24 protein-coding genes, 2 tRNA genes and 1 pseudogene are annotated in these 24,819 nt (G+C 64.6%); 12 read left to right on the top strand and 15 right to left on the bottom strand.

The genetic code is table 11. The annotated features are described in order from the left end of the window. Window positions 1-3 precede the first annotated feature (3 nt). From nuoG to FXV83_RS32480, 13 genes are all read right to left on the bottom strand, one after another. A complete protein-coding gene (nuoG, locus tag FXV83_RS32425) occupies window positions 4-2,079 on the bottom strand; it encodes an NADH-quinone oxidoreductase subunit NuoG (RefSeq protein WP_148743647.1) in 2,076 nt (691 codons plus the stop codon). A gap of 5 nt (window positions 2,080-2,084) precedes the next feature. Continuing rightward, entirely contained in the window at window positions 2,085-3,410 is a 1,326-nt protein-coding gene (nuoF, locus tag FXV83_RS32430; protein WP_148743648.1) for an NADH-quinone oxidoreductase subunit NuoF, read from the bottom strand. A 15-nt stretch (window positions 3,411-3,425) separates the two neighbouring features. After that, complete coding sequence (locus FXV83_RS32435) at window positions 3,426-3,632, bottom strand: hypothetical protein (protein WP_148743649.1); 207 nt, start codon at window positions 3,630-3,632, stop codon at window positions 3,426-3,428. Further along, a complete protein-coding gene (nuoE, locus tag FXV83_RS32440; RefSeq protein ID WP_148743650.1) occupies window positions 3,632-4,243 on the bottom strand; it encodes an NADH-quinone oxidoreductase subunit NuoE in 612 nt (203 codons plus the stop codon). The genes FXV83_RS32435 and nuoE overlap by 1 nt, the downstream gene beginning before the upstream one ends. Window positions 4,244-4,255: 12 nt before the next feature. Then, complete coding sequence (locus FXV83_RS32445; protein WP_187436317.1) at window positions 4,256-5,215, bottom strand: FkbM family methyltransferase; 960 nt, start codon at window positions 5,213-5,215, stop codon at window positions 4,256-4,258. Further along, entirely contained in the window at window positions 5,215-6,411 is a 1,197-nt protein-coding gene (locus FXV83_RS32450; protein ID WP_148743652.1) for an NADH-quinone oxidoreductase subunit D, read from the bottom strand. The genes FXV83_RS32445 and FXV83_RS32450 overlap by 1 nt, the downstream gene beginning before the upstream one ends. A 2-nt stretch (window positions 6,412-6,413) precedes the next feature. Further along, window positions 6,414-7,028 carry an NADH-quinone oxidoreductase subunit C gene (locus FXV83_RS32455; RefSeq protein WP_148743653.1) on the bottom strand — a complete coding sequence of 205 codons (615 nt, stop codon included), beginning with the start codon at window positions 7,026-7,028 and terminating at the stop codon, window positions 6,414-6,416. An 11-nt stretch (window positions 7,029-7,039) separates the two neighbouring features. Next, window positions 7,040-7,627 carry a NuoB/complex I 20 kDa subunit family protein gene (locus FXV83_RS32460; protein ID WP_187436311.1) on the bottom strand — a complete coding sequence of 196 codons (588 nt, stop codon included), beginning with the start codon at window positions 7,625-7,627 and terminating at the stop codon, window positions 7,040-7,042. Beyond that, window positions 7,618-7,983: an NADH-quinone oxidoreductase subunit A gene (locus FXV83_RS32465; protein WP_148743655.1), complete on the bottom strand. Its 366-nt coding sequence runs from the start codon at window positions 7,981-7,983 to the stop codon at window positions 7,618-7,620. Before FXV83_RS32465 ends, FXV83_RS32460 begins: the two co-directional genes overlap by 10 nt. Before the next feature lie 247 nt (window positions 7,984-8,230). After that, window positions 8,231-8,407, bottom strand: a complete 177-nt coding sequence (locus FXV83_RS43170; protein WP_187436312.1) for a hypothetical protein — start codon at window positions 8,405-8,407, stop codon at window positions 8,231-8,233. A gap of 53 nt (window positions 8,408-8,460) precedes the next feature. Continuing rightward, window positions 8,461-9,597, bottom strand: coding sequence for a PepSY-associated TM helix domain-containing protein (locus FXV83_RS32470; RefSeq protein ID WP_148743656.1), 1,137 nt, complete (start codon window positions 9,595-9,597; stop codon window positions 8,461-8,463). A gap of 22 nt (window positions 9,598-9,619) precedes the next feature. Continuing rightward, window positions 9,620-11,872: a TonB-dependent siderophore receptor gene (locus tag FXV83_RS32475; protein ID WP_187436313.1), complete on the bottom strand. Its 2,253-nt coding sequence runs from the start codon at window positions 11,870-11,872 to the stop codon at window positions 9,620-9,622. A gap of 177 nt (window positions 11,873-12,049) precedes the next feature. Next, window positions 12,050-12,562, bottom strand: a complete 513-nt coding sequence (locus tag FXV83_RS32480) for a MarR family winged helix-turn-helix transcriptional regulator (protein WP_148743658.1) — start codon at window positions 12,560-12,562, stop codon at window positions 12,050-12,052. 54 nt (window positions 12,563-12,616) lie between these two features. Between FXV83_RS32480 and FXV83_RS32485 the strand changes: the two are divergent. The 10 genes and pseudogenes from FXV83_RS32485 to FXV83_RS32530 form a co-directional block, all read left to right on the top strand. Then, window positions 12,617-12,760 (top strand): annotated as a pseudogene (locus tag FXV83_RS32485) (spinster family MFS transporter); the annotation flags it as partial. Window positions 12,761-12,880: 120 nt separating this feature from the next. Beyond that, complete coding sequence (locus FXV83_RS43175; protein ID WP_187436314.1) at window positions 12,881-13,084, top strand: hypothetical protein; 204 nt, start codon at window positions 12,881-12,883, stop codon at window positions 13,082-13,084. Between the two features lie 159 nt (window positions 13,085-13,243). Then, window positions 13,244-13,320, top strand: a tRNA-Asp gene (locus FXV83_RS32495). 207 nt (window positions 13,321-13,527) lie between these two features. Beyond that, window positions 13,528-13,827, top strand: a complete 300-nt coding sequence (locus FXV83_RS32500; RefSeq protein WP_148743659.1) for an HU family DNA-binding protein — start codon at window positions 13,528-13,530, stop codon at window positions 13,825-13,827. A 118-nt stretch (window positions 13,828-13,945) separates the two neighbouring features. After that, on the top strand, window positions 13,946-15,196 hold the full coding sequence (pepT, locus tag FXV83_RS32505; RefSeq protein WP_148743660.1) for a peptidase T: 1,251 nt from the start codon (window positions 13,946-13,948) through the stop codon (window positions 15,194-15,196). 119 nt (window positions 15,197-15,315) lie between these two features. After that, window positions 15,316-15,684 (top strand): hypothetical protein, encoded by a 369-nt coding sequence (locus FXV83_RS32510; protein ID WP_148743661.1) that lies wholly within the window; start codon window positions 15,316-15,318, stop codon window positions 15,682-15,684. Between the two features lie 53 nt (window positions 15,685-15,737). After that, the gene (ihpA, locus tag FXV83_RS32515) at window positions 15,738-17,012 is read left to right on the top strand and encodes a divalent metal ion exporter subunit IhpA (RefSeq protein WP_148743662.1); all 1,275 of its coding nucleotides are present in this window, start codon (window positions 15,738-15,740) and stop codon (window positions 17,010-17,012) included. Further along, complete coding sequence (ihpB, locus tag FXV83_RS32520) at window positions 17,009-17,986, top strand: divalent metal ion exporter adaptor subunit IhpB (RefSeq protein WP_148743663.1); 978 nt, start codon at window positions 17,009-17,011, stop codon at window positions 17,984-17,986. Before ihpA ends, ihpB begins: the two co-directional genes overlap by 4 nt. Continuing rightward, window positions 17,979-21,191, top strand: coding sequence for an efflux RND transporter permease subunit (locus FXV83_RS32525; protein ID WP_148743664.1), 3,213 nt, complete (start codon window positions 17,979-17,981; stop codon window positions 21,189-21,191). The genes ihpB and FXV83_RS32525 overlap by 8 nt, the downstream gene beginning before the upstream one ends. A gap of 2 nt (window positions 21,192-21,193) precedes the next feature. After that, the gene (locus tag FXV83_RS32530) at window positions 21,194-22,183 is read left to right on the top strand and encodes a cation diffusion facilitator family transporter (RefSeq protein WP_187436315.1); all 990 of its coding nucleotides are present in this window, start codon (window positions 21,194-21,196) and stop codon (window positions 22,181-22,183) included. A 223-nt stretch (window positions 22,184-22,406) separates the two neighbouring features. Here the strand turns inward: FXV83_RS32530 and FXV83_RS32535 are convergent, their stop codons facing one another. Next, a complete protein-coding gene (locus tag FXV83_RS32535) occupies window positions 22,407-23,267 on the bottom strand; it encodes a class I SAM-dependent methyltransferase (protein ID WP_148743665.1) in 861 nt (286 codons plus the stop codon). A 225-nt stretch (window positions 23,268-23,492) separates the two neighbouring features. Between FXV83_RS32535 and FXV83_RS32540 the strand changes: the two genes are divergently transcribed. Continuing rightward, window positions 23,493-23,855 (top strand): hypothetical protein, encoded by a 363-nt coding sequence (locus FXV83_RS32540; protein WP_148743666.1) that lies wholly within the window; start codon window positions 23,493-23,495, stop codon window positions 23,853-23,855. A gap of 306 nt (window positions 23,856-24,161) precedes the next feature. Then, window positions 24,162-24,238, top strand: a tRNA-Val gene (locus FXV83_RS32545). A 119-nt stretch (window positions 24,239-24,357) separates the two neighbouring features. Here FXV83_RS32545 and FXV83_RS32550 read toward each other — a convergent pair. Next, window positions 24,358-24,762, bottom strand: a complete 405-nt coding sequence (locus FXV83_RS32550; RefSeq protein WP_148743667.1) for a GFA family protein — start codon at window positions 24,760-24,762, stop codon at window positions 24,358-24,360. Window positions 24,763-24,819 lie beyond the last annotated feature (57 nt).

A 24,819-nucleotide genomic window follows, 5' to 3' on the forward strand; every position in this document is an offset into this window, starting at 1 on the left:
AGCTCACTCCGCTGCGGTCAGCATCTGCCCGGAGGCAAGCCGCGAGCATTCCGCCATCACGGCGGACGCACGCGCGATTGGGTTGGTCAAATAGAAGTCCTCGACGAGCGGCTTGAACGGCGCCTTCTCCGTCGTGCCGCCCTTCCCCGCCAGCTTCTTGATCTGGTCGGCGGAGCCGGCCTCGATCTGGTCGAGACGGATCAAATGGGGCACCGCCTTGAAGATCGCCTGGCGCAACGCGGACAGCGAGTCATAGCCGAGCTTCTTGCCGAGCGCCTCCGACAGCGCGCGGACGATCGCCCAATCCTCGCGGGCCTCGCCCGGCGGGAACGCGGCGCGGCCGGTCATCTGCACGCGACCTTCGGTGTTGACGTAGATCGCGGACTTCTCGGTGTAGGCGGCCGCCGGCAGGATCACGTCGGCGCGATGCGCGCCTCGGTCGCCATGGGTGCCGATATAGACGACGAAGGTGCCGTCCGGCGCCTTGATCTCGTCGGCGCCGAGCAGGAACAGCAAATCCAGCGTACCGAACGTCGTCATCTGCGCCGCATTCAGCCCGCCGGGACCAGCAACGAAGCCGATATCGAGCGCGCCGACACGCGAGGCGCTCTCGTGCAGCACGCCAAAGCCGTTCCAGTCGTCCTTGACCGCGCCGACATCGAGCGCAAGCTTGGCGGCGCCGGCGAGAATGGCGGCACCGTCATGACGCGAGGCTGCGCCCGCGCCGACCAAAATGATCGGATGCTTGGCGGTCTTCAGCACGTCCATGAAGGAGTGCTTGCCGGCCGCGAGATCGCCGAGCGTGTCAGTTCCCGCCCCGAGATGATCGTAATCGTAAGTCAGATCGGCCTTGGCACCGATCACGCCGATCTTGAAGCCACCGGCACGCCAGCGCTTGCGGATGCGGGCGTTGAACACGGCCGCCTCCTTGCGCGGATTGGCGCCGATGATCAGCAGCGCGTCGGCCTGCTCGACGCCCACCAGGGTCGGATTGAAGATGTAGGAGCCGCGGCCGAGCGCGGGATCGAAGGCATCGCCGCCCTGCACGGCCAGATTGGCCGAGCCGTATTTGCCGAGCAGGTCCTTCAGCGCGAACATCTCTTCGACGCCGGCGAGATCGCCCGCGATCGCGCCGATCCGCTTGCCGTCGGTGCGCGCCGCCTTGGCGGCGATCGCGGCAAAGGCCTCCGGCCAGTTCGCCGCGCGCAGCTTGCCGGCTTCGCGGATATAGGGCCGGTCGAGACGCTGGGTGCGCAGGCCGTCGACGACGTGACGGGTCTTGTCGGAGATCCACTCCTCGTTCACGGCCTCGTTGATGCGCGGCAGGATGCGCATCACCTCGCGGCCGCGGGTATCGACCCGGATCGCCGAGCCAATGCCGTCCATTACGTCGATCGACTGGGTCTTGCCCAGCTCCCACGGGCGGGCGGCGAAGGCGTAAGGCTTCGACGTCAGCGCGCCGACCGGGCAGATGTCGACGAGGTTGCCCTGGAGTTCCGAGCTCAGCGCGTGCTCAAGATAGGTCGTGATCTCCATGTCCTCGCCGCGGCCGGTGGCGCCCATCTCGGGAGCGCCGGCGACTTCCGCCGAGAAGCGGACGCAGCGCGTGCACTGGATGCAGCGGTTCATCGAGGTCTTGACCAGCGCGCCGAGATATTTGTCCTCGACCGCGCGCTTGTTCTCGGCGAAGCGGCTGGTGTCGACACCATAGCCCATCGCCTGGTCCTGGAGATCGCACTCGCCGCCCTGGTCGCAGATCGGGCAGTCCAGCGGATGGTTGATCAGCAGGAATTCCATCACGCCTTCGCGCGCCTTCTTCACCATCGGCGAACGGGTGGAGATTTCCGGCGGCTCGCCCTTGGGACCCGGACGGCAATCGCGCACGCCCCAGGCGCAGCTGGCGACCGGCTTCGGGCCGCCCTTCACTTCGACGAGGCACATCCGGCAATTGCCGGCGATCGACAGCCGCTCGTGATAGCAGAAGCGCGGAATCTCGGCGCCGGCGGCTTCGCACGCCTGGAGCAGCGTGTACTCCGGCGGGACATCGATCTCTTTGCCGTCGATGATGAGCTTGGTCATTCTTCCTACTCCGCCGCGACCATGTTCACGGGATCGCGGACGCCGATATCGTCAATGTCGGCCTGGTGCGAATACTGGTCGATGCGCGCTTCGATCTCATGACGGAAATGCGCGATCAGGCCCTGGATCGGCCAGGCGGCTGCATCGCCGAGCGCGCAGATGGTGTGGCCCTCGACCTGTTTTGTCACTTCCAGCAGCATGTCGATTTCGCGCTTGTGGGCGCGGCCTTCGGCCATGCGAGAAAGCACGCGCCACATCCAGCCGGTGCCCTCGCGGCAGGGCGTGCACTGGCCGCAGCTCTCGTGCTTGTAGAAATAGGAGATGCGGGCAATCGCACGGATCAAATCGGTCGACTTGTCCATCACGATCACGGCCGCGGTGCCGAGGCCCGAGCGCAGCTTGCTCAGACTGTCGAAATCCATCGGCGTGTCGATGATCTGCTCGGCCGGCACCATGCGCACCGAGGAGCCGCCGGGGATCACGGCCTTGAGGTTGTCCCAGCCGCCGCGGATGCCGCCGCAATGCTTCTCGATCAGCTCACGGAACGGAATGCCCATGGCCTCTTCGACGTTGCAGGGCCGCTCGACATGGCCGGAGATGCAGAACAGTTTTGTGCCGACATTGTTCGGACGGCCAATCCCGGCGAACCAGGCCGCGCCACGGCGCAGGATGTCCGGCGCAACCGCGATGGACTCGACATTGTTGACGGTGGTCGGACAGCCGAACAGGCCGACATTCGCCGGGAACGGCGGCTTCAGCCGCGGCTGGCCCTTCTTGCCCTCGAGGCTTTCGAGCAGCGCAGTCTCCTCGCCGCAGATATAGGCGCCGGCGCCGTGGGCGACATAGATGTCGAACGGCCAGCCATTGATATTGTCCTTGCCGACCAGCTTGGCCTCATAGGCCTGGTCGATCGCGGCTTGAAGATGCTCGCGCTCGCGGATGAACTCGCCGCGGACATAGATGTAGCAGGCATGTGCGTTCATCGCGCAGCTTGCGATCAGGCAGCCCTCGATCAAGAGATGCGGATCGTGCCGCATGATCTCGCGATCCTTGCAGGTGCCGGGCTCGGACTCGTCAGCATTGACGACGAGATAGCTCGGCCGCCCGTCGGTCGATTCCTTCGGCATGAACGACCATTTCAGCCCGGTCGGGAAGCCGGCGCCACCGCGGCCGCGCAGGCCCGACGCCTTCATCTCGTTGATGATCCAGTCACGGCCCTTATCGATAATATTCTTCGTACCATCCCAGGCGCCGCGGCGCCGCGCGCCCTCGAGCCCCCAGTCGTGGAGGCCGTAGAGGTTCTTGAAGATGCGGTCCTTGTCCTCGAGCATTTCAGTGCTTTCCGATCAACGGTTGGCTTGCTTGTAGGCAAGCCCGGCGGCGCAGACGGCGAAGGTCAGCGCCCAGAGCAGACTGGATTCCAGCGACGCGTTCATTACGAAGCGCTGAAGCAGGAAAATGAACGTGGCCGCCACCGCGGCATGCATGGCGATGAAGCCCCATTTCTTCATGGCGACGCCCCTCCCCGCTCCGGGTCTCGCGAGATCACCCATCAGGTGGTCTCCTTCAGCGTGGTCGGCCCGCCGATCGGCGCCGAGAACTGGCGGCCGTTCTGCGGACCGGGCTTGGGCGGATTGCCCGAAGCAAAGCCGTCGAGCACTTTGCCAAAGCTCTCCTTGGTCAGGTCCTCATAGGTGTCCTTGCCGATCAAGACCATCGGCGCGTTCACGCAGGCCCCAAGGCACTCCACCTCTTCCCAACTGAAATTGCCGTCCTTGGAGAGATGGAAGGGATCGTGATGGATCCGGCTCTCGCAGACGTGGATCAGATCCTCCGCGCCGCGCAGCCGGCACGGCGTGGTGCCGCAGACCTGGACGTGGGCCTTCTTGCCGACGGGGGCGAGCTGGAACATCGTGTAGAAGGTCGCGACCTCGAGCACGCGGATATAGGGCATGTCGAGCATGTCGGCGACGACGCGGATCGCGGCTTCCGAGACCCAGCCCTCGTGCTGTTCCTGCGCGCGCCAGAGGATCGCGATCACGGCCGAAGCCTGGCGTCCGGCCGGATATTTCGCGATCTGCTGCTTGGCGAACGCAAGGTTTTCCTCCGTGAACGCAAAGCTCGCGGGCTGGACTTCCTTCGGTGCTAGTCGGCGGACGGACATCTGTTCAATCTCTCACTGCAGGCGGCGCGCGGTTTTCGCATTCAAGGCATTGATCCTGTCCTGCCAGAATGCGCTTGCGGTGCCGAAAACGTTGTAGCCGACGTGGGTCGAGACCTTGATGCGATCGAGGATCGACAGCTCGGTCACGGTCTCCATCCGGTTGCTGCGCGGATCGAACACGATCAGCTTCAGCGGAGTCTGTTCGAGGATGAAGCGCGACACCGCGTGGGTCGGATCGCTGCCGTGCTCCTCGCACATGATGACGCTGTCGGCCTGAAGCAGCCGGGCGCCGCCCTTGATAGCCTCGATCTCGACGCCTTCGACGTCGAGCTTGATCAGGTATTTGCCGCTTGGAGCGACCTTGCCGTCATCGATCAGGTTATCGAGCGCAATGACCGGTACTTCCTCGCCCACCGAACTATCGCCGGCGATGCTGAAAGCCTCGTGCTTGGTGCCGGACAGCCGCGCACTGCCGCGGGCCGCGCCGATCGCACATTTCAGGGTCTCGAAACGGTTGCCGTTGACGCGCGCGTTGTTGGCAAGCTTCGGATAGTTCTGCCCCGACGGCTCGATCGCGATCGCCTTGTGGGCGCCGAACGGCTTGCTCGAGACCAGCACCGACCAGTAGCCGTAATTGGCGCCGCAATCGAGCAGCGTGTAGTCGACGTCGAGGGAGTCCACGAACAACAGCTCGAGCTCGTCCTCGTAATTGTAGGAGCGGTTGAGCAGCTTGCTCCAATAGCCGTCGCCATAGGGAAATTCGAACACGGCGTCGGGGTTGAGCTTGATCGCGATGTTGCGCTCGGGCAGTGTTTTCCGCAGCAGGTTGGCGCAGGCGATGTAGCCCATATGCGAGAAGTGCGACGAGATCTTCGATCCCGTCATGAGCGCCAAGGCAGCCGTCCGCTCCCACAGGTTGGCCCCTTCAAGGGCCCCCGAGGCACGGTCAAACTGGATCGGCGCCTGCGCCATCACCGATCGACCTCTCCGAACACGATGTCGAGCGAGCCGAGGATCGCCGAGACGTCGGCGAGCAGGTGGCCGCGGCAGATGTGATCCATCGCCTGAAGATGCGCAAAGCCGGGCGCGCGGATCTTGCACTTGTAGGGCTTGTTGCTGCCGTCGGAGACGAGATAGACGCCGAATTCGCCCTTCGGCGCCTCGACCGCGGCATAGACCTCGCCGGCCGGGACGCGGACGCCTTCGGTGTAGAGCTTGAAGTGATGGATCAGCGCTTCCATCGAGCGCTTCATCTCGCCGCGGCGCGGCGGCGCGATCTTGTTGTCCTCGACGACGACGGGGCCCTGCCCGTCCGGCGCCTTCAGCTTCTGGAGGCACTGCTTCATGATGCGCACGGACTGGCGCATCTCTTCCATGCGGATCAGATAGCGGTCATAGCAGTCGCCGTTCTTGCCGATCGGGATGTCGAAATCCATTTCGGCGTAGCACTCATAGGGCTGCGACTTGCGCAGGTCCCAGGCCGCGCCCGAGCCGCGCACCATCACGCCCGAAAAACCCCATTCCCAAGCTTGCTTCAGCGGCACCACGCCGATGTCGACGTTGCGCTGCTTGAAGATGCGGTTGCCGGTGAGCAGCCGGTCGAGATCGTCGACCACTTTCAGGAACGGATCGCACCAAGCCTCGATATCGTCGACCAGCTTCTGCGGCAGATCCTGGTGCACGCCGCCGACGCGGAAGAAGGCCGCATGCATGCGGCTGCCCGAGGCGCGCTCGTAGAACACCATCAGCTTCTCGCGCTCTTCAAAGCCCCACAGCGGCGGGGTGAGCGCGCCGACGTCCATCGCTTGCGTGGTGACGTTGAGCAGATGCGAGAGGATGCGGCCGATCTCGCAATAGAGCACGCGGATCAGCTGCGCACGGCGCGGCACCTCGATACCGAGCAGCTTTTCGGCGGCGAGGCAGAAGGCATGCTCCTGATTCATCGGCGCGACGTAGTCGAGCCGGTCGAAATACGGGATCGCCTGGAGGTAGGTCTTCTGCTCGATCAGCTTCTCGGTGCCGCGGTGAAGCAGGCCGATATGCGGGTCGACGCGCTCCACCACTTCTCCGTCCAGCTCGAGCACCAGGCGCAACACGCCGTGTGCCGCCGGATGCTGCGGCCCGAAATTGATGGTGAAATTGCGGAGTTCTTGCGGTTGCTGGTTCATGCTCAGCTCTTCGGCCCCGCTTTTTCATCGCCTGGAAGGACCGGATAGTCGCCCCCCTCCCACGGCGAGAGGAAATCGAACTTGCGGAACTCCTGGTTGAGCCGCACCGGCTCGTAAACCACCCGCTTCTCCTGGTCGTCGTAGCGAACCTCGACGAAGCCGGTGAGCGGAAAGTCCTTGCGCAGCGGATGGCCTTCGAAACCGTAATCGGTCAAGAGGCGGCGCATGTCGGGATGGCCGACGAAGATCACGCCATAGAGGTCGTAGGCCTCGCGTTCGAACCAGTCGGCGCCGGGAAACACCTCGATCAGCGACGGCACCTGCGTGGTTTCGTCGGCCTGGGCCCTGAGCCGGATCCGCGTGTTCAGCGCCGGTGACAGGAAGTGATAGACCACGTCGAAACGCTTCTCGCGGTCGGGATAGTCCACCGCCGTGATGTCGGTGAAGTTGATGAAGCGGCAATTCGGATCGTCGCGCAGGTACTTGACCACCTCGACGATCTTGCTGACCTCGACATCAACCGTGAGCTGGTTGAAGGCGACCGAGTGACCGGTGGCGGCGCCTGGCAGCGCGCTAACGATCGTTTGCCCAAGGGCGTCGAGCTTGCCATCGTCCATGACGTAAAACCTTAGCGTTCGATGGTGCCGGTGCGCCGGATCTTCTTCTGAAGCAGCAGCACGCCGTAGAGCAGCGCTTCCGCGGTGGGCGGACAGCCCGGCACGTAGATGTCGATCGGCACGATGCGGTCGCAGCCGCGCACGACCGAGTAGGAATAGTGGTAGTAGCCGCCGCCATTGGCGCAGGAGCCCATCGAGATGACGTAGCGCGGCTCGGGCATCTGGTCGTAGACCTTGCGCAGCGCCGGGGCCATCTTGTTGGTCAAGGTGCCGGCAACGATCATCACGTCGGACTGCCGCGGCGAAGCGCGCGGGGCGAAGCCGAAGCGCTCGATGTCGTAGCGCGGCATCGAAACCTGCATCATCTCGACAGCGCAGCAGGCAAGACCGAAGGTCATCCACATCAGCGAGCCGGTGCGCGCCCAGGTGATGAGATCGTCGGTCGCAGCCACGAAGAAGCCCTTGTCGGACAGTTCGTGATTGACCTCGAGGAAGAACGGATCATTGGCCCCGACCGGCTTGCCGGTCGAAGGATCCAGGATGCCCTTGGCGACCGGTGCGACGATCGGACCGGCGGACGGTGCAAGGTTCAATCCCATTCGAGCGCGCCTTTCTTCCATTCATAAGCGAACCCGACCGTCAGCACGGCGAGGAACACGACCATGGACCAGAAGCCGGTCGCGCCAAGCTTGCCGAACGCCACCGCCCAGGGAAACAGGAACGCCACCTCGAGGTCGAAGATGATGAAGAGGATGGCGACCAGATAGAAGCGGACGTCGAACTTCATCCGGGCGTCGTCGAAGGCGTTGAAACCGCACTCATACGCCGACAGTTTTTCCGGGTCCGGCTGCTGGAACGCGACGACGAAGGGCGCGATCAGCAGCACCAGGCCGATGATAGCAGCTACCCCTATAAAGACGACGAGTGGAAGGTAGTTCTGTAGAATGCCGCTCATTGACGAGCCCTTTTTCCCGCAGCCTCGGGACAGCCACGGATTCGTCGGATTTGGAATTATTCTGAGCCTTAGCGCAGTGCACCAATGGGCGCAAGACACGCTCTTTTTAGGCCCTTTACCGCCCCCAGAACGGTAGAAATCCCGGAATCACCCCACGCTGGTATGGAGCAGATTGCCGAAGCCAGCAAGTGTGGCCGCAGTTTTGCAAGGTGGCAGTCCTGAGATTGCGACGCACAGGTCCCGGCAACTACTTGCCGTGGAGCGTCTGCCCAAACTGCTCGGGTTTTTGGGTGCGGCGGCGCACCCAAACCCAGGCGATGAACACCACGGGGGCTCCCACCGTCACCCAGGCGACATATTGGCCAATCGCGCCCCAAAGCAATGCCGCCAGGAGACCTGTGATGGTCGCGCACGCGAACAGCATAGGTGCCGCAAAGACACGTATCCACAGGCGCGAGCGACCCCGGGAGCCATGCATCACGACGGAACCGAGGCCCTTTTGGCGAATGCGTCGGTCCGAGCCGGTGCCCGTTTCCGCCGCCGGGCCAGCCAGAGATAGAGGCCGCTGCCGATCACGACAATCGTGAGCATATCGAGCGCGGCCCAGATCAGCTTCAGCGGCATGCCGCCATAGTCGCCGAAATGCAGCGGCTGGGAGATCAGCAGCGCCTGGAGATAGACCGGCAGCGCCCGGCTGTCGGCGATCTCCCCGGTCTCGCCGTCGAGCAGCACCGGCTTCAGCAGCCGCGACGTCAGCGCCGTGTCGCCGCGCATGAACGCGGCGAAGTGGTGCGAGGAGGTGAACGGCGTGCCCGGAAACGCGATGAAGGCGACCTCCATGCTGGGCGCCGCCGTTTTGGCGCGCGCAACGACGTCGTCGAGCGAGGCGAGACGCGAGGGCGGCGGCTTGCCGGCATAGGGCGCGACCATGCTGGCGAGCTCAGTCGCTTTCCACTGGTTCAGCATCAACTCGGCCCAGGTGTTGACGACACCGGTCAGCCCGACCACCAGGGCCCAGGCCACGGTCACCACGCCGATCAGATTGTGCCAGTCGAGCCAGACCACGCGGCGCGAGGCGCGGTCGCGGATGGCGGCAAAGCGCAGCCGGCGGGTGAACGGCCAATACAGCAGCACGCCGGAGACGATGGCGACGGCGAACAGCAGCCCCATTGCGCCGAGAAACAGTTTTCCGGCCTGGCCGGCAAACATGTCGGTGTGCAGCTTGAGCACGATCAGCATCGGCCCGATGCCGACCGGCCCGAGCAGCTTGGCCGAGACCGCATCGAAGGCGCGCACGGAGGTGTTGTCCGGCAGCCCGTCGACGGCACTGTTGGTGAAGGCCGTCACGATCCCGGGCTCGTCCTTGTCCCAGGAGATATACTGCAGCACCCGGCCGGGATCGGCGGCGAGCGCGGCATCGGCGACTTGCTGGGTTGTCGCACGCGCCGCGCTCGCATGAGCTTCGGGCTGGGGGGCATAGCCCAGGAGCTCATCGATCTCGTGATGGAAGACCAGCGGCAGGCCGGTCAGGCAGAGCAGCAACAGGAACACGGTCGAGATCAGGCTGGTCCAGGTATGGACCACGGACCAGAGTCTGACCGTTCGCGCTTTCACGATGGCGCTCCCTCGGTTGTCCTCACCATTTGTAGGAGACGCTGGCGGTGACGCGCCGGCGGTCGCCGTAGAAGCAGGACGTGGCCGAGGCGCAACTCGCGACGTAGATCTTGTCGGTCAGATTGATCACGTTGATGGCCGTGCGCCAGTTCTGCCATTCGTAATGGAGCGCGAGATCGCCGAGCACCACCGACGGAACCTCGAGCGTGTTGGCGGGGTCCGCCCAGGACGAGCCGATGTAGCGCACGCCGCCACCGAAACCGAAGCCTTCGAGCGGTCCGTCTTTGAAGGTGTAGTCGGCCCAGCCCGAGACCAGAAGCTCAGGCGTGTTGGTCGGCGTCTTGCCAACCAGCGCCGGATCGAGATCCCTACTGTTGAAGAGATGATAGGCCGTGAAGGAGCCGATCAGCTTCAGCTCCCTTGTGGCATTGGCCACCGCTTCGAGCTCGATGCCGCGCGAGGTCACCTCGCCAGTCTGATTCTGCAACAAAGGAACGCTGCCCGGCAATGTCGTCGCGACATTTTGACGGACCAGATCGAAGGCCGAGACCGTGAAATAGCCGTCGAACCCCTTTGGCGCGACCTTCACGCCGATCTCGGCCTGCTTGCCGGTCTCCGGCAGAAACAACTGGTTCTGGGCATTGAGGCCGATAACCGGATTGTAGCTGGTCGCGTAGGACACGTAGGGCGCGATGCCGTTGTCGAAATTATAGATCAGCCCAGCACGGCCGCTGAACCGGCTGTCGTCGTGACTGGCGACCACGGCCCCCGTGTCACGGGCATCCTGCGTCGTCTCGACCCAATCATTTCGGCCGCTCAGCACCAGCGTGAAGTTGCCGAGCTTCATCTGATCCTGAAGATAAGTGCCGGCCTGCTTCTGCGTGATGAGGAAGTTGCGGAAAGGCGCGCTCGGTAACGGAACCTCGGCTCCCCCATAGGCGGGATTGAAGACGTTGATTGCGGGCACGCCGAACCCGAAAGCTTGGTAGTCGTCAATCTGGTACCCCCTCAGGTCGACCCCGAACAGCGTCGTGTGCCTGACCGGGCCGGTGTTGAAGCGATACTCAAGCTGGTTGTCGAGATTGGCCTGGTTGGCGGTGTTCTTCGCATACCAATTGTACCGGTTGAGGGTAGCCGTGTTGATGTCGGCCCAATCGTTGCCGACATAGCCGCGGTAGGTAATGTCGACATGCGCAAACCGCGCGTTCTGGCGGAAGGTCAGGTCGTCGGTGAGATTGCGCTCGAATTGGTAGCCGAGCATCTCCTGCTCGCGCGTGAATTTGTCAACGCTGGGATCGCCCGCAAAAAAGCTGGTCGGGATCTTGCCGAATGGAGCATTGGTCACCGTGCCCTGATAAGGCAGGAAGTTGATGCCGCGGGTGTCCTGCTTCGAGGCCGACGCCAGCACCGTGAACGTCGTGTCGGCATCCGGCTTCCAGGTGACCGACGGCGCGATGAAGTAGTTGTTGTCGGGCGTGAAGTTGACCTGCGTGCCGCCATTCTGGACCTGTCCGACCACGCGGGCGAACAGCTTGCCGTTCTCAGGGCTCGTCGCGACTGGTCCGCCGAAATCGAAGCTGACATAGGCATTGCCGAAATTATTGACGCCGGTCTCGACGTAACGGATCGGCTCGGCCGGGGGCAGCTTGCTGATGACGTTGACGATGCCGCTCGGGCTCGATCCGCCATAGAGCACGGCCGAGGGACCGCGCAGCACCTCGACCCGCTCCATGTTGGGCGTCTGTAGCTTCCAGCTCGCATAGGACGTGTAGAACAGTTGCATCCCATCGAGAAACAGTCCGATGTCCTCGGACTTGAATCCGCGGATCAGCCACCAGTCGTTGCGGGTGTCGGTGCCAAACGTTCCGGCACGCACGCCGGCAGTGTAGCGCAGGACTTCGTCGAGCTTGTTCGGTTTCTGGTCGCGGATCTGCTCGGCTCCGATCACCGACACCGCCTGCGGCGTCTCCATGATCGGCGTGTTGGTCTTGGTACCCGACGAGCTGCGGCCTGCGACGTAGCCGTTCACGGGGCCGCGCGGTGTCTCGACGAAGCCGACGTTGCGCTGCGGCTGCGGCTTCTGGCTGTTGGCACTCTGCGGCGACCGCTGGGCGCGGCGCGGCGTGCTCATGGCTGCGCGGCGGCGTTGTTCCGGCGCGGCGACTGTCACTGGCGGCAGATTCTGCGCGCCGCCTTGCGCGGACGATTGTGCGAAAGATGCTTGCGGCATCAATACCCAAGCGGATGCGGTCGCCAATACGGCTGACCGCAGCATTCCAAGACTGTTCAACGCGCCACCCCGAAACTTACGTCGTTCATGCGTCATGCGTTCAGTCCCATGACGACATGCGCTTAAGGTGACGCTTAGGTGAGGAAGCGCGATTTCCCTAATTGAAAACTTCTTAGAACGAGTCTTAGAAACGCTCCAAGATTTCCAAGTATTGCCGTGAAATCAGCGTGAAACTTTTTCGGCTTCGAGCATCTCGGCCGCGATCGTCGTGAGCTGATCAAGCTGTCGCAGCAGCGTTTGGAGCTCGGCTTCGCTCAGATGTTCCAGCAGACGCCGATTGCGCTCCTGCGCGCCGGCGACGATTGCATCATGCGCGGCAAGGCCGGCCGGAGTCAGCGAGACCAGCACTTCGCGGCTGTCTTTCGGGTTGGCCGATTTCGCGATCAGCTTGCGCGACACAAGTTCCGCCAGCGCGCGACTGATCTGACCCTTGTCCTGACCGACGGCTTCGGCGAGCCGCGCCACGCTCATCGGCGGTCGCCGGCCGAGCGAGGCGACCAGGCCGAACTCGACCGAGGACAATCCGGCGAGGCGCTTGTAACGCAGGATGGCGCCGCGCTTGAGCAAATTGGCCAGCACCATCACCCGTGACGACAGCATCACGGTGATCGGCGCCGGCGGATCGTTCTCGTCCGTCCCGGGCGACGACCCGCCCCTGCTCGGTGTCTGGCTCATGGTCCCACCTCTGCCAAGAAAGCCATGTCCTGCCAAGCCCGCGCGGAAGATCCCAACGACGCGCTGAAGGGCAGCTATGGCGCGGATGCCGTGCGTTATTCCCTGCTCTCGGCGGCGGTCACGACCACGCTCGGCGCCCTGCTGTTCGTCTGCGCCGCCCGGTCCATCCGCACCGATATCGGCCGGGCCGCCGCCTGAGACGGCCCGGTGAAACCAGCCAGATGAAACCATTTTGCGGAACCCGCGAAACCATCCGGAAACAGACAGTCCTTAAGACAAGAGCCAACAGACGACGGCAAAGCCCGTCGGGAGGCTCAGATGAACCACTCAATTCATTCGGCTGATCGTGGGACCCACATGAAGATCGTGGTGGTGGCGCTTGTGGCCGGCATCGCAGTGGCCGGCTTCGGGATCGCCGCCCGCACCAACGCCGATTACAGTCAGACCGCCCAGTCGACCCATGTGATCAAGGCCGGTAAGCCGGTGGTGGTCACCAGCGCAGGGACGTCGGATATCCGCTAACGGGCCCATTCCGGGAAAGTCCGATGGCCGCCTCCGGGCGGCCTTTTCGTTTTCCCGAGCAATACTTAGCCGAGGCGCGCAGGCGAAGCGCAACGTCCTTGACTTCACCAAGCCCCGCCTTTAAGTCCCCCCTCGTTCCGCGCGCTTTCAGCGAACCACGCGGGAGTAGCTCAGTTGGTTAGAGCGCCGGCCTGTCACGCCGGAGGTCGCGGGTTCGAGCCCCGTCTCTCGCGCCATTTTGGCAATCCCTTCATAGCCTTAGCACGAACTTCTCGACGCCTTTCGCATCCGCTAGGCCGTTGACGGCGTCTGGCCGCATCCGGGGCGTAGTCAGCCTCCGCCCGAATCGTCTACGCCTGCCGGGGTTTTTGCAGGTTTCCCTCACATTGTTCGACTTTTCCGGGGATGCCCTGCCGTTGGATCATCGAGGAAGGCCAGACAGCATGGCGAAGAAGGCAGCCGCTCCCGTCACCATCACCCTCAGGCACCTCGCCGCGGATATTGCCGAAAGCCAGGACCTGTCGAAGAAGCACGCCGAGGCCGTGCTGACCGATATGGTCGACCTGATTGCAAAACACTTGAAGAAGGGCGACCGCGTCCGCATCGTCGGCCTCGGCATCCTCCAGGTCCGCAAGCGCGCCGCCCGCACCGGCCGCAATCCCGCCACCGGCGAGCCCATCCACATCAAGGCCAGCAAGAAGGTCTCGTTCCGCCCGGTCAAGGAGCTCAAGGAGGCGATCTAGCCGCTTACGCTTCGTTAAGGCTGATCCAGGCGTCGTGCCCCGCATCAACGCAGCCCACGGAATGACGCTTTTCTGGTATATCGCGTGGCTTCCCTCAGGCCCGGCGGTTTGACCAGAAATGTCCTCCCTCACCTTTTCGCATACCGTGACCGAGCGCTTCCTGCGCTACGTCACCATCGACACCCAGTCCGATCCGGAATCCCCGGCCTCGCCCTCGACCGAGAAACAGAAAGACCTCGGCCGGGTGCTCGCCGCCGAGCTGAAAGAGATGGGCGTCGCGGATGCCCATCTCGACGACTACGGCTACGTCTATGGAACGATCCCGGCCAACACTGACAAGAAGGTGCCGGTGATCTGCTTCTGCTCGCACATGGACACCTCACCCGACTGCTCGGGCAAGGACGTCAAGCCGCAAATGGTCAAGAACTATCGCGGCGGCGACATCACCCTGCCGGGCGATCCCAGCCAGGTGATCCGCTTCGCCGAGCACCACGCGCTGAAGAACCAGATCGGCAACGACATCATCACGACCGACGGCACCACGCTGCTAGGTGCCGACAACAAGGCCGGCGTCGCCGAGATCATGGATGCCGCGCACTTCTTCATCAACAATCCGCAAGTGAAGCACGGCACCATCAAGATCCTGTTCACGCCCGACGAGGAGATCGGGCGCGGCGTCGACAATGTCGACCTGAAGAAGCTCGGCGCCGATTTCGGCTATACCATGGACGGCGAGAGCGCCGGCTGCGTCGAGGACGAGACGTTCTCGGCCGACGGCGCCACCATCACCATCAACGGCGTCAGCGCCCATCCCGGCTATGCCAAGGGCAAGATGGAGCACGCCATCAAGATCGCAGCCGCGATCGTCGAGCGCCTGCCCAAGGAAGGCTGCTCGCCCGAGACAACGTCAGGCAAGCAGGGTTTTCTGCATCCGATCGGCATCGACGGCGCGCTGGAACAGGCGACGCTGTCCTTCATCGTGCGCGACTTCACCGAGGAAGGGTTGAAGGAGAAGGAGATCCTGCTCGAGGGCATCGTCAAGGATGTGATGAAGGATTATCCGCGCTCGACCTACAAGTTCGAGGTCAAGGAGCAGTACCGCAACATGAAGCAGGTGATCGACCGTCACCCGCACATTCTCGAATACGCCATCGAGGCGATCCGCCGTGCCGGCCTGCGCCCAATGCGCACCGCGATCCGCGGCGGCACTGACGGTTCGCGCCTGTCCTTCATGGGCCTGCCCTGCCCCAACATCTTTGCGGGGGAGCACGCCTTCCACTCACGCCTCGAATGGGTCAGCCGGCAGGACATGGAGAAGGCGGTGCAGACCATCGTGCACCTCGCCATGATCTGGGAGGAAAAGGCGTAGCGCTCGCGCGCATGCAAGACGCGAAGCGACATCAAGTTCCCCACACGTAACAATGTTGCGGGTCGACACTGTTGCGGCCGCCATGCTACCGCAGCCGGACCGGGAACCAGAGCGATACCGTGACCGCGATCCGCCGAGCCAATCGATCCAGCCACCTGCGCAACTGGCGCGGGCTGCTCGCTGTGCTGATCGCGGCGGTCTATTTGCTGACGGGCGTGCTGCACGGGCTGCACGGGCTGCACGACATCGGCGTCACCACGCCCGCCGGCGGCTCGGAGATCGCCGCGGTGCTCGACAGCTCGGGCCACGCTGACGACAAAGCGCTCGGCGGCCATCATTGCCATGGCTGCTTCTCGGTGACGGTGGAGCAGCCGGCGCCGTCTGCCGCATCGAGCGAGCTTGTGTCCGCTTCAGTCCCGCAATGCGCGACCCGGCTCGTGGGCATCGTCCCCGATACCGACTCCCCGCCTCCCAAACATATTGCCTGAACGGATTGGTCGGGCGCTCGCGCCCACTAGGTTCATCCTTCACAGGTCGTTTTATGTTTTGCAGGGGAATGGCTGCGCGCCTGGCGTGCGCGGCGGCGTGTCTGATTGCCGGGCTGGCGCTTGCACCGTCGCACGCCCAGACTTTGACGATGCGGAGCGCGCTGTCGCGGGCGCTGGCCGCGAGCCCGCGCCTGACCGCGGCCGAGCGCGATGTCGGCGTTGCCACGGGGCAGCGCATCCAGGCGGGCGCACTACTCAATCCGGAGCTGTCCTATGAACAGGACAACTCTCTCGGCTCCGGCATCTACCGCGGCACCAAATCGGCCGAGACCGCGCTCCAGATCAGCCAGGCGTTCGAGCTGTTCGGCAAGCGCGAGGCGCGGATCGCCGCAGGCGAGGCCGGACTCGAGGTCGCGGCAATCCAGCGCAAGGCCGTCAGGCTCGAGCTGCTCTCCGAGACCGCGATCGCCTTCCTCGGCGTGCTCGGAGCGCAGCGACGCATCCAGATCCTCGACGAGCAAATAGTCGCCATCGACCGCCTGACGCCGCTGCTGCGGCGCCGCGTCGAGGCCGGCGCCTCCTCGCCGGCCGAAACCGGCCGCGCCGAGGTGGCGTCCGCTCTGGTGAAAGCCGATCGCGAGCGCTTCAAGGCGACGCTTGCCAGTGCCCGGCGCGAGCTTGCCGTGCTGATGGGCGATCCGACACCGAAATTCGCCGAGGTCTCCGGCCGCCTCGACACCACGGGGCGACCGCCGTCGTTCCAGTCCGTGGTCGCCGCCATCGATGCCAATCCGCAGCTGGCGCGCTGGACCGCCGTTTATGCCCAGCGCAATGCCGAGCTGCTGCTGGCGCGGCTCAAGCCTTATCCTGACGTCCGGATTGCCGCCGGCTGGCGCCACTTCAACGAGACCAATGACGATGCGGTGCGCCTCACCGTTTCGGTGCCGATTCCCGTGTTCGACCAGAACCAGGGCAACATCCTCTCGGCGCAAGACAGCCTGGCCAAGACCAAGGCCGAGCGCGAGGCCAACCGCAACACGCTGGTCGTGATCGCCGGCCGCGCCTACGACTCGATCCAGGGCTCGCTGCGCGAACTCGCCGTGCTGCGCGAGACCGCGATCCCGAAGGCACAGGAGGCGGCCGAGGCGATCTCGCAGGGCTACGGCCAGGGCCGATTCACCCTGCTCGAAGTGCTGGACGCCCAGGCCAGCGTCGCGCAGGCGCGGCTGCGCGAGCAGGAGGCGCTGCAGAATTTCCACGCGGGCGTTGCCACCATCGAGGGCCTGGTCGGCAATCCGTTCTCGTTCGCCCGAGAGGGCGCACGATGAAGACATCCTCGACCATCCTCGTGGGAATCGTCACGGCCGCGCTCGGCGCCTACGGCTATGCGATGCTGGCGCCGGCCCGCGTTGCGCCATCCGAACATGCCGCAGACAACAAGCCGGAGAAGCCGAACGACCATGTCGAGCAGGACGAGCACGGCGCCGATCGCATCCGCATCTCCGACGTCAAGCTTGCCGCCGCGGGCGTGATGCTGGCGGAGGCCGCCAGCGCCACGCTGACCGACACGCTCGCCTTCAACGGCATTCTGCGCGCCAACCAGGAAGCCGTGGTGCAAGTGACGCCGCGCTTTCCCGGCGTCGTCAAATCGATCCTGAAGCGGATCGGCGACAAGGTCGGCAAGGACGATTTGCTGGCTTCCATCGAGAGCAACCAGAGCCTCACGATCTACGAGCTCAAGGCGCCGATCGGCGGCACCATCATCGAGCGGCAGGTCTCGCTCGGCGAATATGCCTCCGAGCAGAAGCCGGCCTTCGTCGTCGCCGATCTCTCCAGTATCTGGGTCGACCTCTCGATCTATCGCCAGGACCTCAGGCGGGTTCGCCTTGGCGACCAGGTGCTGATCGATCCCGACGACGGCCGCGGCGAAATCCCGGGCACGATCTCCTATATGGCCCCGATCGGCGCGAGCGAGACCCAGACCGCGCTCGCCCGCGTCGTGCTGCCCAACCCGGATGGCCGGCTGCGTCCCGGCCTGTTCGTCACGGCGCGGCTGATCCTGGCCGCCCGCGACGTCGCCGTTGCCGTCCGCAAGAGCGCGATCCAAACGCTGGAGAACAGGACCATCGTGTTCGTCCGCGAGGACGGCGACAAGATCGAGGCGCGTCAGGTCGAGCTCGGCGATTCCGACCCGAAATTCGTGGAGGTCCGTGCAGGGTTATCGGCCGGCGAGCGCTACGTCGCCGAGAACAGTTTTGTGGTCAAGGCCGAGATGGGCAAGGGAGACGCCGATCATGATTGATCGCGTCCTCGCCGCGTCCATTCGTCAACGATGGCTCGTTGTCCTCTTCGCGCTCGCAGCCGGCGCCTTCGGCGCCTGGAATTTCACGCGCCTGCCGATCGACGCCGTACCCGACGTCACCAACGTCCAGGTCCAGATCAACACCCGCGCACCCGGCCTGTCGCCGCTCGAAGCCGAGCAGCGCATCACCTTCCCAATCGAGACTGCGATGGGAGGCTTGCCGAAGCTCGACTACACGCGCTCGATCTCGCGCTATGGCCTGAGCCAGGTCACCGTCGTGTTCCAGGACGGCACCGACATCTATTTCGCGCGCCAGCTCGTCAATGAACGTATCCAGCAAGCCCGCGACCAGTTGCCTTCCGGCACCGAGGTCGCGATGGGGCCGATCTCGACCGGCCTCGGCGAAATCTACGTCTATTCCGTCGAAACCCAGCCCGGCGCGAAATCGGCGACCGGCGCCGATTTCACCCCGACCGAACTGCGGACCATCCAGGACTGGATCATCAAGCCGCAGCTCCGCACCATCCCCGGCGTGATCGAGGTCAATTCGATCGGCGGCTATGAGCGGCAATTCCACGTGCTGCCGATCCCCGGCCGGCTGATGGCCTATCGCCTCGGCTTCCGCGACATCATGACGGCGCTTGCGGCCAACAACGCCAATGTCGGCGCCGGCTATATCGAGCGCAACGGCGAGCAATATCTAGTCCGCGCCCCCGGCCAGGTCGCCAATATTCAGGAAATCAAGGACATCGTGATCGGCTCGCGCGGCGGCATCCCGGTGCGCGTCCGCGATGTCGCAGAGGTGCAGGAAGGCCAGGACCTGCGCACGGGCGCGGCGTCGGCGAACGGCAAGGAGACCGTGCTCGGCACCGCCATGCTGCTGATCGGCGAGAATAGCCGCAGCGTGGCCCAGCGCGTGGCCGCAAGGCTCAAGGAGATCACGAAATCGCTCCCCGAGGGCGTGATTGCGCGCGCGGTCTACGACCGCACGCATCTGGTCGAAGCCACCATCCAGACTGTCGAGAAGAATCTGGTCGAGGGCGCAGCGCTGGTGATCGCGGTGCTGTTCCTGATCCTCGGCAACCTCCGCGCCGCGCTGATCACCGCCTGTGTCATTCCCCTCTCCATGCTGTTCACGATCAGCGGCATGGTCGAAAGCAAGGTCAGCGCCAATCTGATGAGCCTGGGGGCGATCGATTTCGGCATCATCGTCGACGGCGCCGTCATCATCGTCGAGAACTGCCTGCGGCTACTCGCCGCCGAGCAGCACCGCCGCGGGCGCCTGCTCTCGCTGGAAGAGCGGATGCACACCATTCGCGAGGGCGCCAGCGAGGTCATCAAGCCGAGCCTGTTCGGCACGCTGATCATCGCCGTGGTCTATCTGCCGGTGCTGACGCTGACGGGGACCGAGGGCAAGATGTTCACGCCGATGGCGCTCACCGTGCTGATGGCACTCGGCGGCGCAGCGCTGCTATCGATCACGTTCGTTCCAGCCGCCATCGCGATCCTCGTCACCGGCAGGGTCTCGGAGACGGAGAACATCTTCATGCGCGCGGCCAAGCGGCTCTACGTTCCCTTGCTCGACCGTGCCATCAGCAACCGCGGCAGCGTCGCACTTGGCGCCGTCCTGATCGTCGCCGGGAGCCTGTTCGCCGCGACGCGCATGGGCGGCGAGTTCATCCCGAGCCTCGACGAAGGCGACATCACCGTGGAAACCATCCGGATTCCCGGCACCAGCCTCAGCCAGAGCGTCGACATGCAACTTCGGCTGGAGAAGACAATCAAGCAGGTCCCGGAGGTGGCGACCATCTTCTCCAAGGTCGGAACCGCCGAGATCGCCAACGACCCGATGCCGCCGAACGTGGCCGACACCTATGTCACGCTGAAGCCGCGCGAGGAATGGCCCGATCCAGCGAAGCCGAAGGATGAAGTGGTCGCCGAAGTCGAGCGTGCCGCCAACACCCTGCCCGGCACGGCCTATGGCATGACCCAGCCGATCCAGATGCGGTTCAACGAGCTCATCGCGGGCATCCGGAGCGATGTAGGCGTCAAGATTTTCGGCGATGACCTCGACGTGCTCGCGGGCATCGCCCAGCAGGTCCACGGCGTGGTTCGCGGCATCGAAGGCGCCGCTGACGTCAAGACGGAGCAGATTGCCGGCCTGCCGATCCTCACGGTGAAGCTCGACCGCCAGGCGCTGTCGCGTTACGGCCTAAGCGTCGGCGAGGTGCAAAACCTCGTCGAGATCGCAATCGGGGGAAAACCGGTCGGAAAACTGTTCGAGGGCGATCGCCGCTTCGACATCGTGGTGCGCCTGCCGGAAAGCCTGCGCGCCAACCCCGATGCAATCAAGTCGATACCGATCCCGCTGCCGCCGGGCGAGGACACGGCGGCCGTCACCAAGACCGCATGGGCGGGGACCGCGAATACAGGGCTGCGCTACGTCCCATTGTCCTCCGTCGCGGCGATCGAGATCGCCCCCGGCCCCAATCAGATCAGCCGCGAGAACGGCAAGCGCCGCGTGGTGGTGATGGCCAACGTCCGCGGACGCGACCTGCGCTCCTTCGTCGCCGAGGCCCAGGAAACTGTCGCAGAGAAGGTCAAGCTGCCGCCGGGCTACTGGATCGGCTGGGGCGGGCAGTTCGAGCAACTGGTCTCCGCGACCAAGCGGCTCACAATCGTCGTGCCGGTGGCACTGCTGCTGGTGTTCCTGCTGCTGTTCATGAGCATGGGATCGGTGGCCGATGCGCTGCTGGTGTTCTCCGGCGTGCCGCTGGCGCTGACCGGCGGTGTCGCAGCGCTGTTGCTGCGCGGCATCCCGTTGTCGATCAGCGCCGGCGTCGGCTTCATCGCGCTGTCAGGGGTTGCCGTGCTCAACGGGCTCGTCATCATCGCCTTCATCGAGCGGCTGCGCAGCGAGGGCCGACCCATTGCGGAGGCCGTGCGCGAAGGTGCGCTGACGCGCCTGCGCCCGGTCCTGATGACCGCGCTGGTCGCCTCCCTCGGCTTCGTGCCGATGGCGCTCGCCACCGGCGCCGGCGCCGAGGTGCAGCGGCCGCTGGCCACCGTGGTGATCGGTGGCATCATCTCCTCGACCGTGCTGACGCTGCTGGTGCTGCCGGCGCTCTATATGCTGTTCCGGCGTGACGGAGCGAGCGAAACGCCTACAATGGCGCCTGATTTGGCGACCTCGGGGGAGCGATAGATTTGGGCGGGCACGACCATCACGGTCACCACCACGATGATCACCGCGGCCACGCGCACGGTCATGATCACGGCCGCAGCCATGTACATGGTCTTGGTCATGCGCATGTCCACGCGCCCGCCAATTTCGGCAAGGCGTTTGCGATCGGCATTTCGCTCAACACCGCGCTGGTCGTGGCCGAGGCGGTCTACGGCTATATCGGCAACTCCACCGCGCTGCTGGCCGATGCCGGCCATAACCTTTCCGACGTGCTCGGCCTGGTCGTGGCCTGGGGCGCATCGATCGCGGCCCGGCGCGCGCCGAGCGGCCGCTTCACCTATGGCCTGCGCGCCTCGACCATCCTGGCGGCGCTTGCGAACGCGGTGTTCCTGCTGGTCGCCACGGGCGCGATCGGCTGGGAGGCGATTTTGCGCCTGCGCGAGCCGGAGCCGGTCGCGGGCGTCACCGTGATGGTGGTCGCCGGCATCGGCATCCTCGTCAACGGATTCACCGCGATGCTGTTCGCGCGCGGACGCAAGGACGACATCAACATCGAGGGCGCCTACCTGCACATGGCAGCCGACGCCGCGGTCTCGCTCGGCGTCGTGGTCTCGGCGGCGCTGATCATCTGGACCGGATGGCTCTGGCTCGATCCCGTCACCAGCCTCGTGATCTGCGCCACCATCCTCTGGAGCACGACCAGCCTGCTGCGCGGCTCCATCGCCATGTCGATGGCGGCAGCGCCGAAGGGCACCGACCTCGAGGCGATCAAAGCGTTTCTGCTGGCACGGCCCGGAGTCGCCGGGATCCACGATCTCCACGTCTGGCCGATCTCGACTACCGAGACCGCGCTGACCTGCCATCTCGTCGTGCCCGCCGGCACCACTGGCGACGCGTTCCTGATGGAGACCGCGCAACTGCTGAAAGCATCGTTCCGCATCGGCCACACCACGCTTCAGGTCGAGACGCATCCCGACAGCGGCTGCGCGCTGGCGCCGGATGATGTGGTGTGAGGGGCGCTCACTTGCAGCCCCAATTTGGTGTCGTCCCGGACAAGCGCGCCCAAAGCGCGCGTAGATCCGGGATCCATAGCCACAGGGAGTGGTTTGGCGAAGACTCGGAGTTGCCAGCTTCGCACCACAACCACTCCCTGTGGTTATGGGTCCCGGCCTTCGCCGGGACGACACCGAATGTGTGGCGCCAGATTACGGCCTACGGTCGCCCGAACACGCCTCCCTACGCCGCCTTCGCCGTCACGATCCAGATCGCGCCCTGCAACGCAACGCTCTGCCCCTTCAGGAACGGAGCGAGCGCCTCGCGGATCGAGGCTTTTGCGGCTTCATAGGTCTCCGGCGGATGGCCCTGGAGGGCGCGGCTGGCGGGGCCGATCTGAAGCGAGCCGTCCACGGCGGCATCCAGTCCGCCGCCAATCGCAACGTCCATGGCGAGATTGTGCGGCTCCATCGCCACGTCGACGAAGCCAGCGCCTTTCAGGATCTGCATCACGCGCTCTTCCGCGGCGAAGGCGAACGGGCCCGGCTCCTCCGGCCCGACCGGCGGCATCTTCGGCACGTGCTTGTAGACCGCCATCAGCGGCGTCATCATCCACGGGTTTTCCTTTGGCTCGCGCCAGCAGGCAAACGCCAGCCGTCCCGACGGTTTCAGCGCGCGATGCAGATTGGTGAAGGACGCAATCGGATCGGCGAAAAACATCACGCCGAAGCGCGACGCCAGCAGGTCGAAGCTGGCCGGCTCGAACGGATAAACCGTCGCATCCGCCAGCACGAAATCGAGCGGCAGACTTTTCGGCGCCAGCGCGCGCGCCTGCGACAGCATCGGGTCGGAGACGTCGAGGCCAAGCGCAAAACCGTTCGGCGCCACCGCTTTCGCGAACGCGACGGTCGTAGCACCCGAGCCGCAGCCGACATCGACCACGCGCTCGCCCGGCTTCGGCTTGGCGCGGCTGATCAAGACATCCGCGATCGGTCCGAGCAGCGTCTCCTGCACCGCATGACGATCGGCCCAGCGCTGCCCGCTTGGCCCGTTCCAGTAGGCGATCTGGTCGGCATTCGGTTCGTGGCCGGTAGCGCTGCCCATTATTCCTCTCCAATATTGTCAAGACGACATGTCGTGTGACTGCATCCCGCCCGGTTCATCGCATCGACTTCAGAGCAAGGCCGGCAGATGAGGGAACATCACCAGAGCCGCCGCGGCGCGTGCGCATTGCAGCCGCATTGGTTTCACCGAACGGCCACATCAGAATCAGACGCCAACCAGATTTGGTCGATAGTTTTCCCATTCCTCAAACCGGAAAGGAAAGGCATGACCATGCGCAGCTTCACGGCATCCGTCATCGTTGCAGCTCTCTCCCTCGGAACGCCGGCTCTGGTGCAGGCACAGCGAGCACCTTCGCAACCCGGCGCCGAGTCTCAGTCCGATCAGTCCAAGACAGTGATACGGAGCATAGAGGTCGTCGATGTCAAGGAATTGCAGCCGGCAGTGCGCGCCAAAGTCGATGAAATCGTGGCGCATACAAGCGACGAAGACATACAGACGCTTCGGAAGTCTATCGACGCCACGCCGCAGGCAGCCTCTGTCCTCAAGGCCAAGGGCTTGAATTCGTCGCAAGTCGTCGCGATCAACATCGCCGACGGCGTCCTGACGATGTTCACCAAGACCGCCTGAGACCAGGCGGGAAGGCTCGTCGAAATGCTGCGGCGGCGGGGGCACGATCGTCGCCTCCTGGTCGCGAAGGGCGTCGAGAATGATTCTGATCCGATGACGGATTTACACTGCAAGAAATGCCCTGCAGCGGGATCTGCTGCGGGGTTTCTCGTGCGACGCCAGCGGTCAAATGCTCACAGCATTGGCCAAGGGTCCGCTGCCAAAATTCCGTCGGAAACCTGCCCCGCGCCCAATTGCCTGGGGCCGAACTACGACGCGTACGGCCCCTTGCTCCAACACCCGCCGCGGGGCTAAAGAGACGCTGTGGGGCGGTTAGCTCAGCTGGTTAGAGCATCTCGTTTACACCGAGAGGGTCCGCGGTTCGAATCCGTGACCGCCCACCAGCCTTCGCTCGCTTCGCGAGCTACGGCTCGGCAAGCCACACGAAGCGGGCGAAGGCGCGCCGAAGTCGTATAGGCGAAGGCGGGCTCCTCAATATGAGCAGTGTCTCTACAAGCCCGGCTCAATCCTGCGGCCGGCCCGGCAGCAGCGGCACCGCATCGATCCACACAGCGGCCGACTGGCACCAGATCTGGCGGCTCGGCCGCAACGCGTCGCGCTGGCGGATGCTGCCCCAGCGGATGCCCCAATCGTCGGCCTGGTCGCCCTCGCCGCTGGTGAACAGTGGGGAACCGCAGTCGGCGCAGAAGTGCTGGAGGCGCATGCGGCCGTTGTCGCCGCGCTTGCCGTAGATCTTTGGCTTGCCGCCCGTAAGCCGGATTGCGGCACCGGAACAGACCGCCGTGACGCGGAACGGCGATCCGGTCAGGGTCTGGCAATCGGTGCAATGGCAGACCGAGACGGCCTCCGGATCGATCTCGGCCTCATAGGTGATCTGGCCGCAATGGCATTGCCCGTCGATCTGCATCACCATGTCCTCCAGAGAACGGCTCCCACAACAAAAAAACGGCGCCCGAAGGCGCCG

The organism is Bradyrhizobium hipponense (assembly GCF_008123965.1).
GTDB classification, from domain to species: domain Bacteria; phylum Pseudomonadota; class Alphaproteobacteria; order Rhizobiales; family Xanthobacteraceae; genus Bradyrhizobium; species Bradyrhizobium hipponense.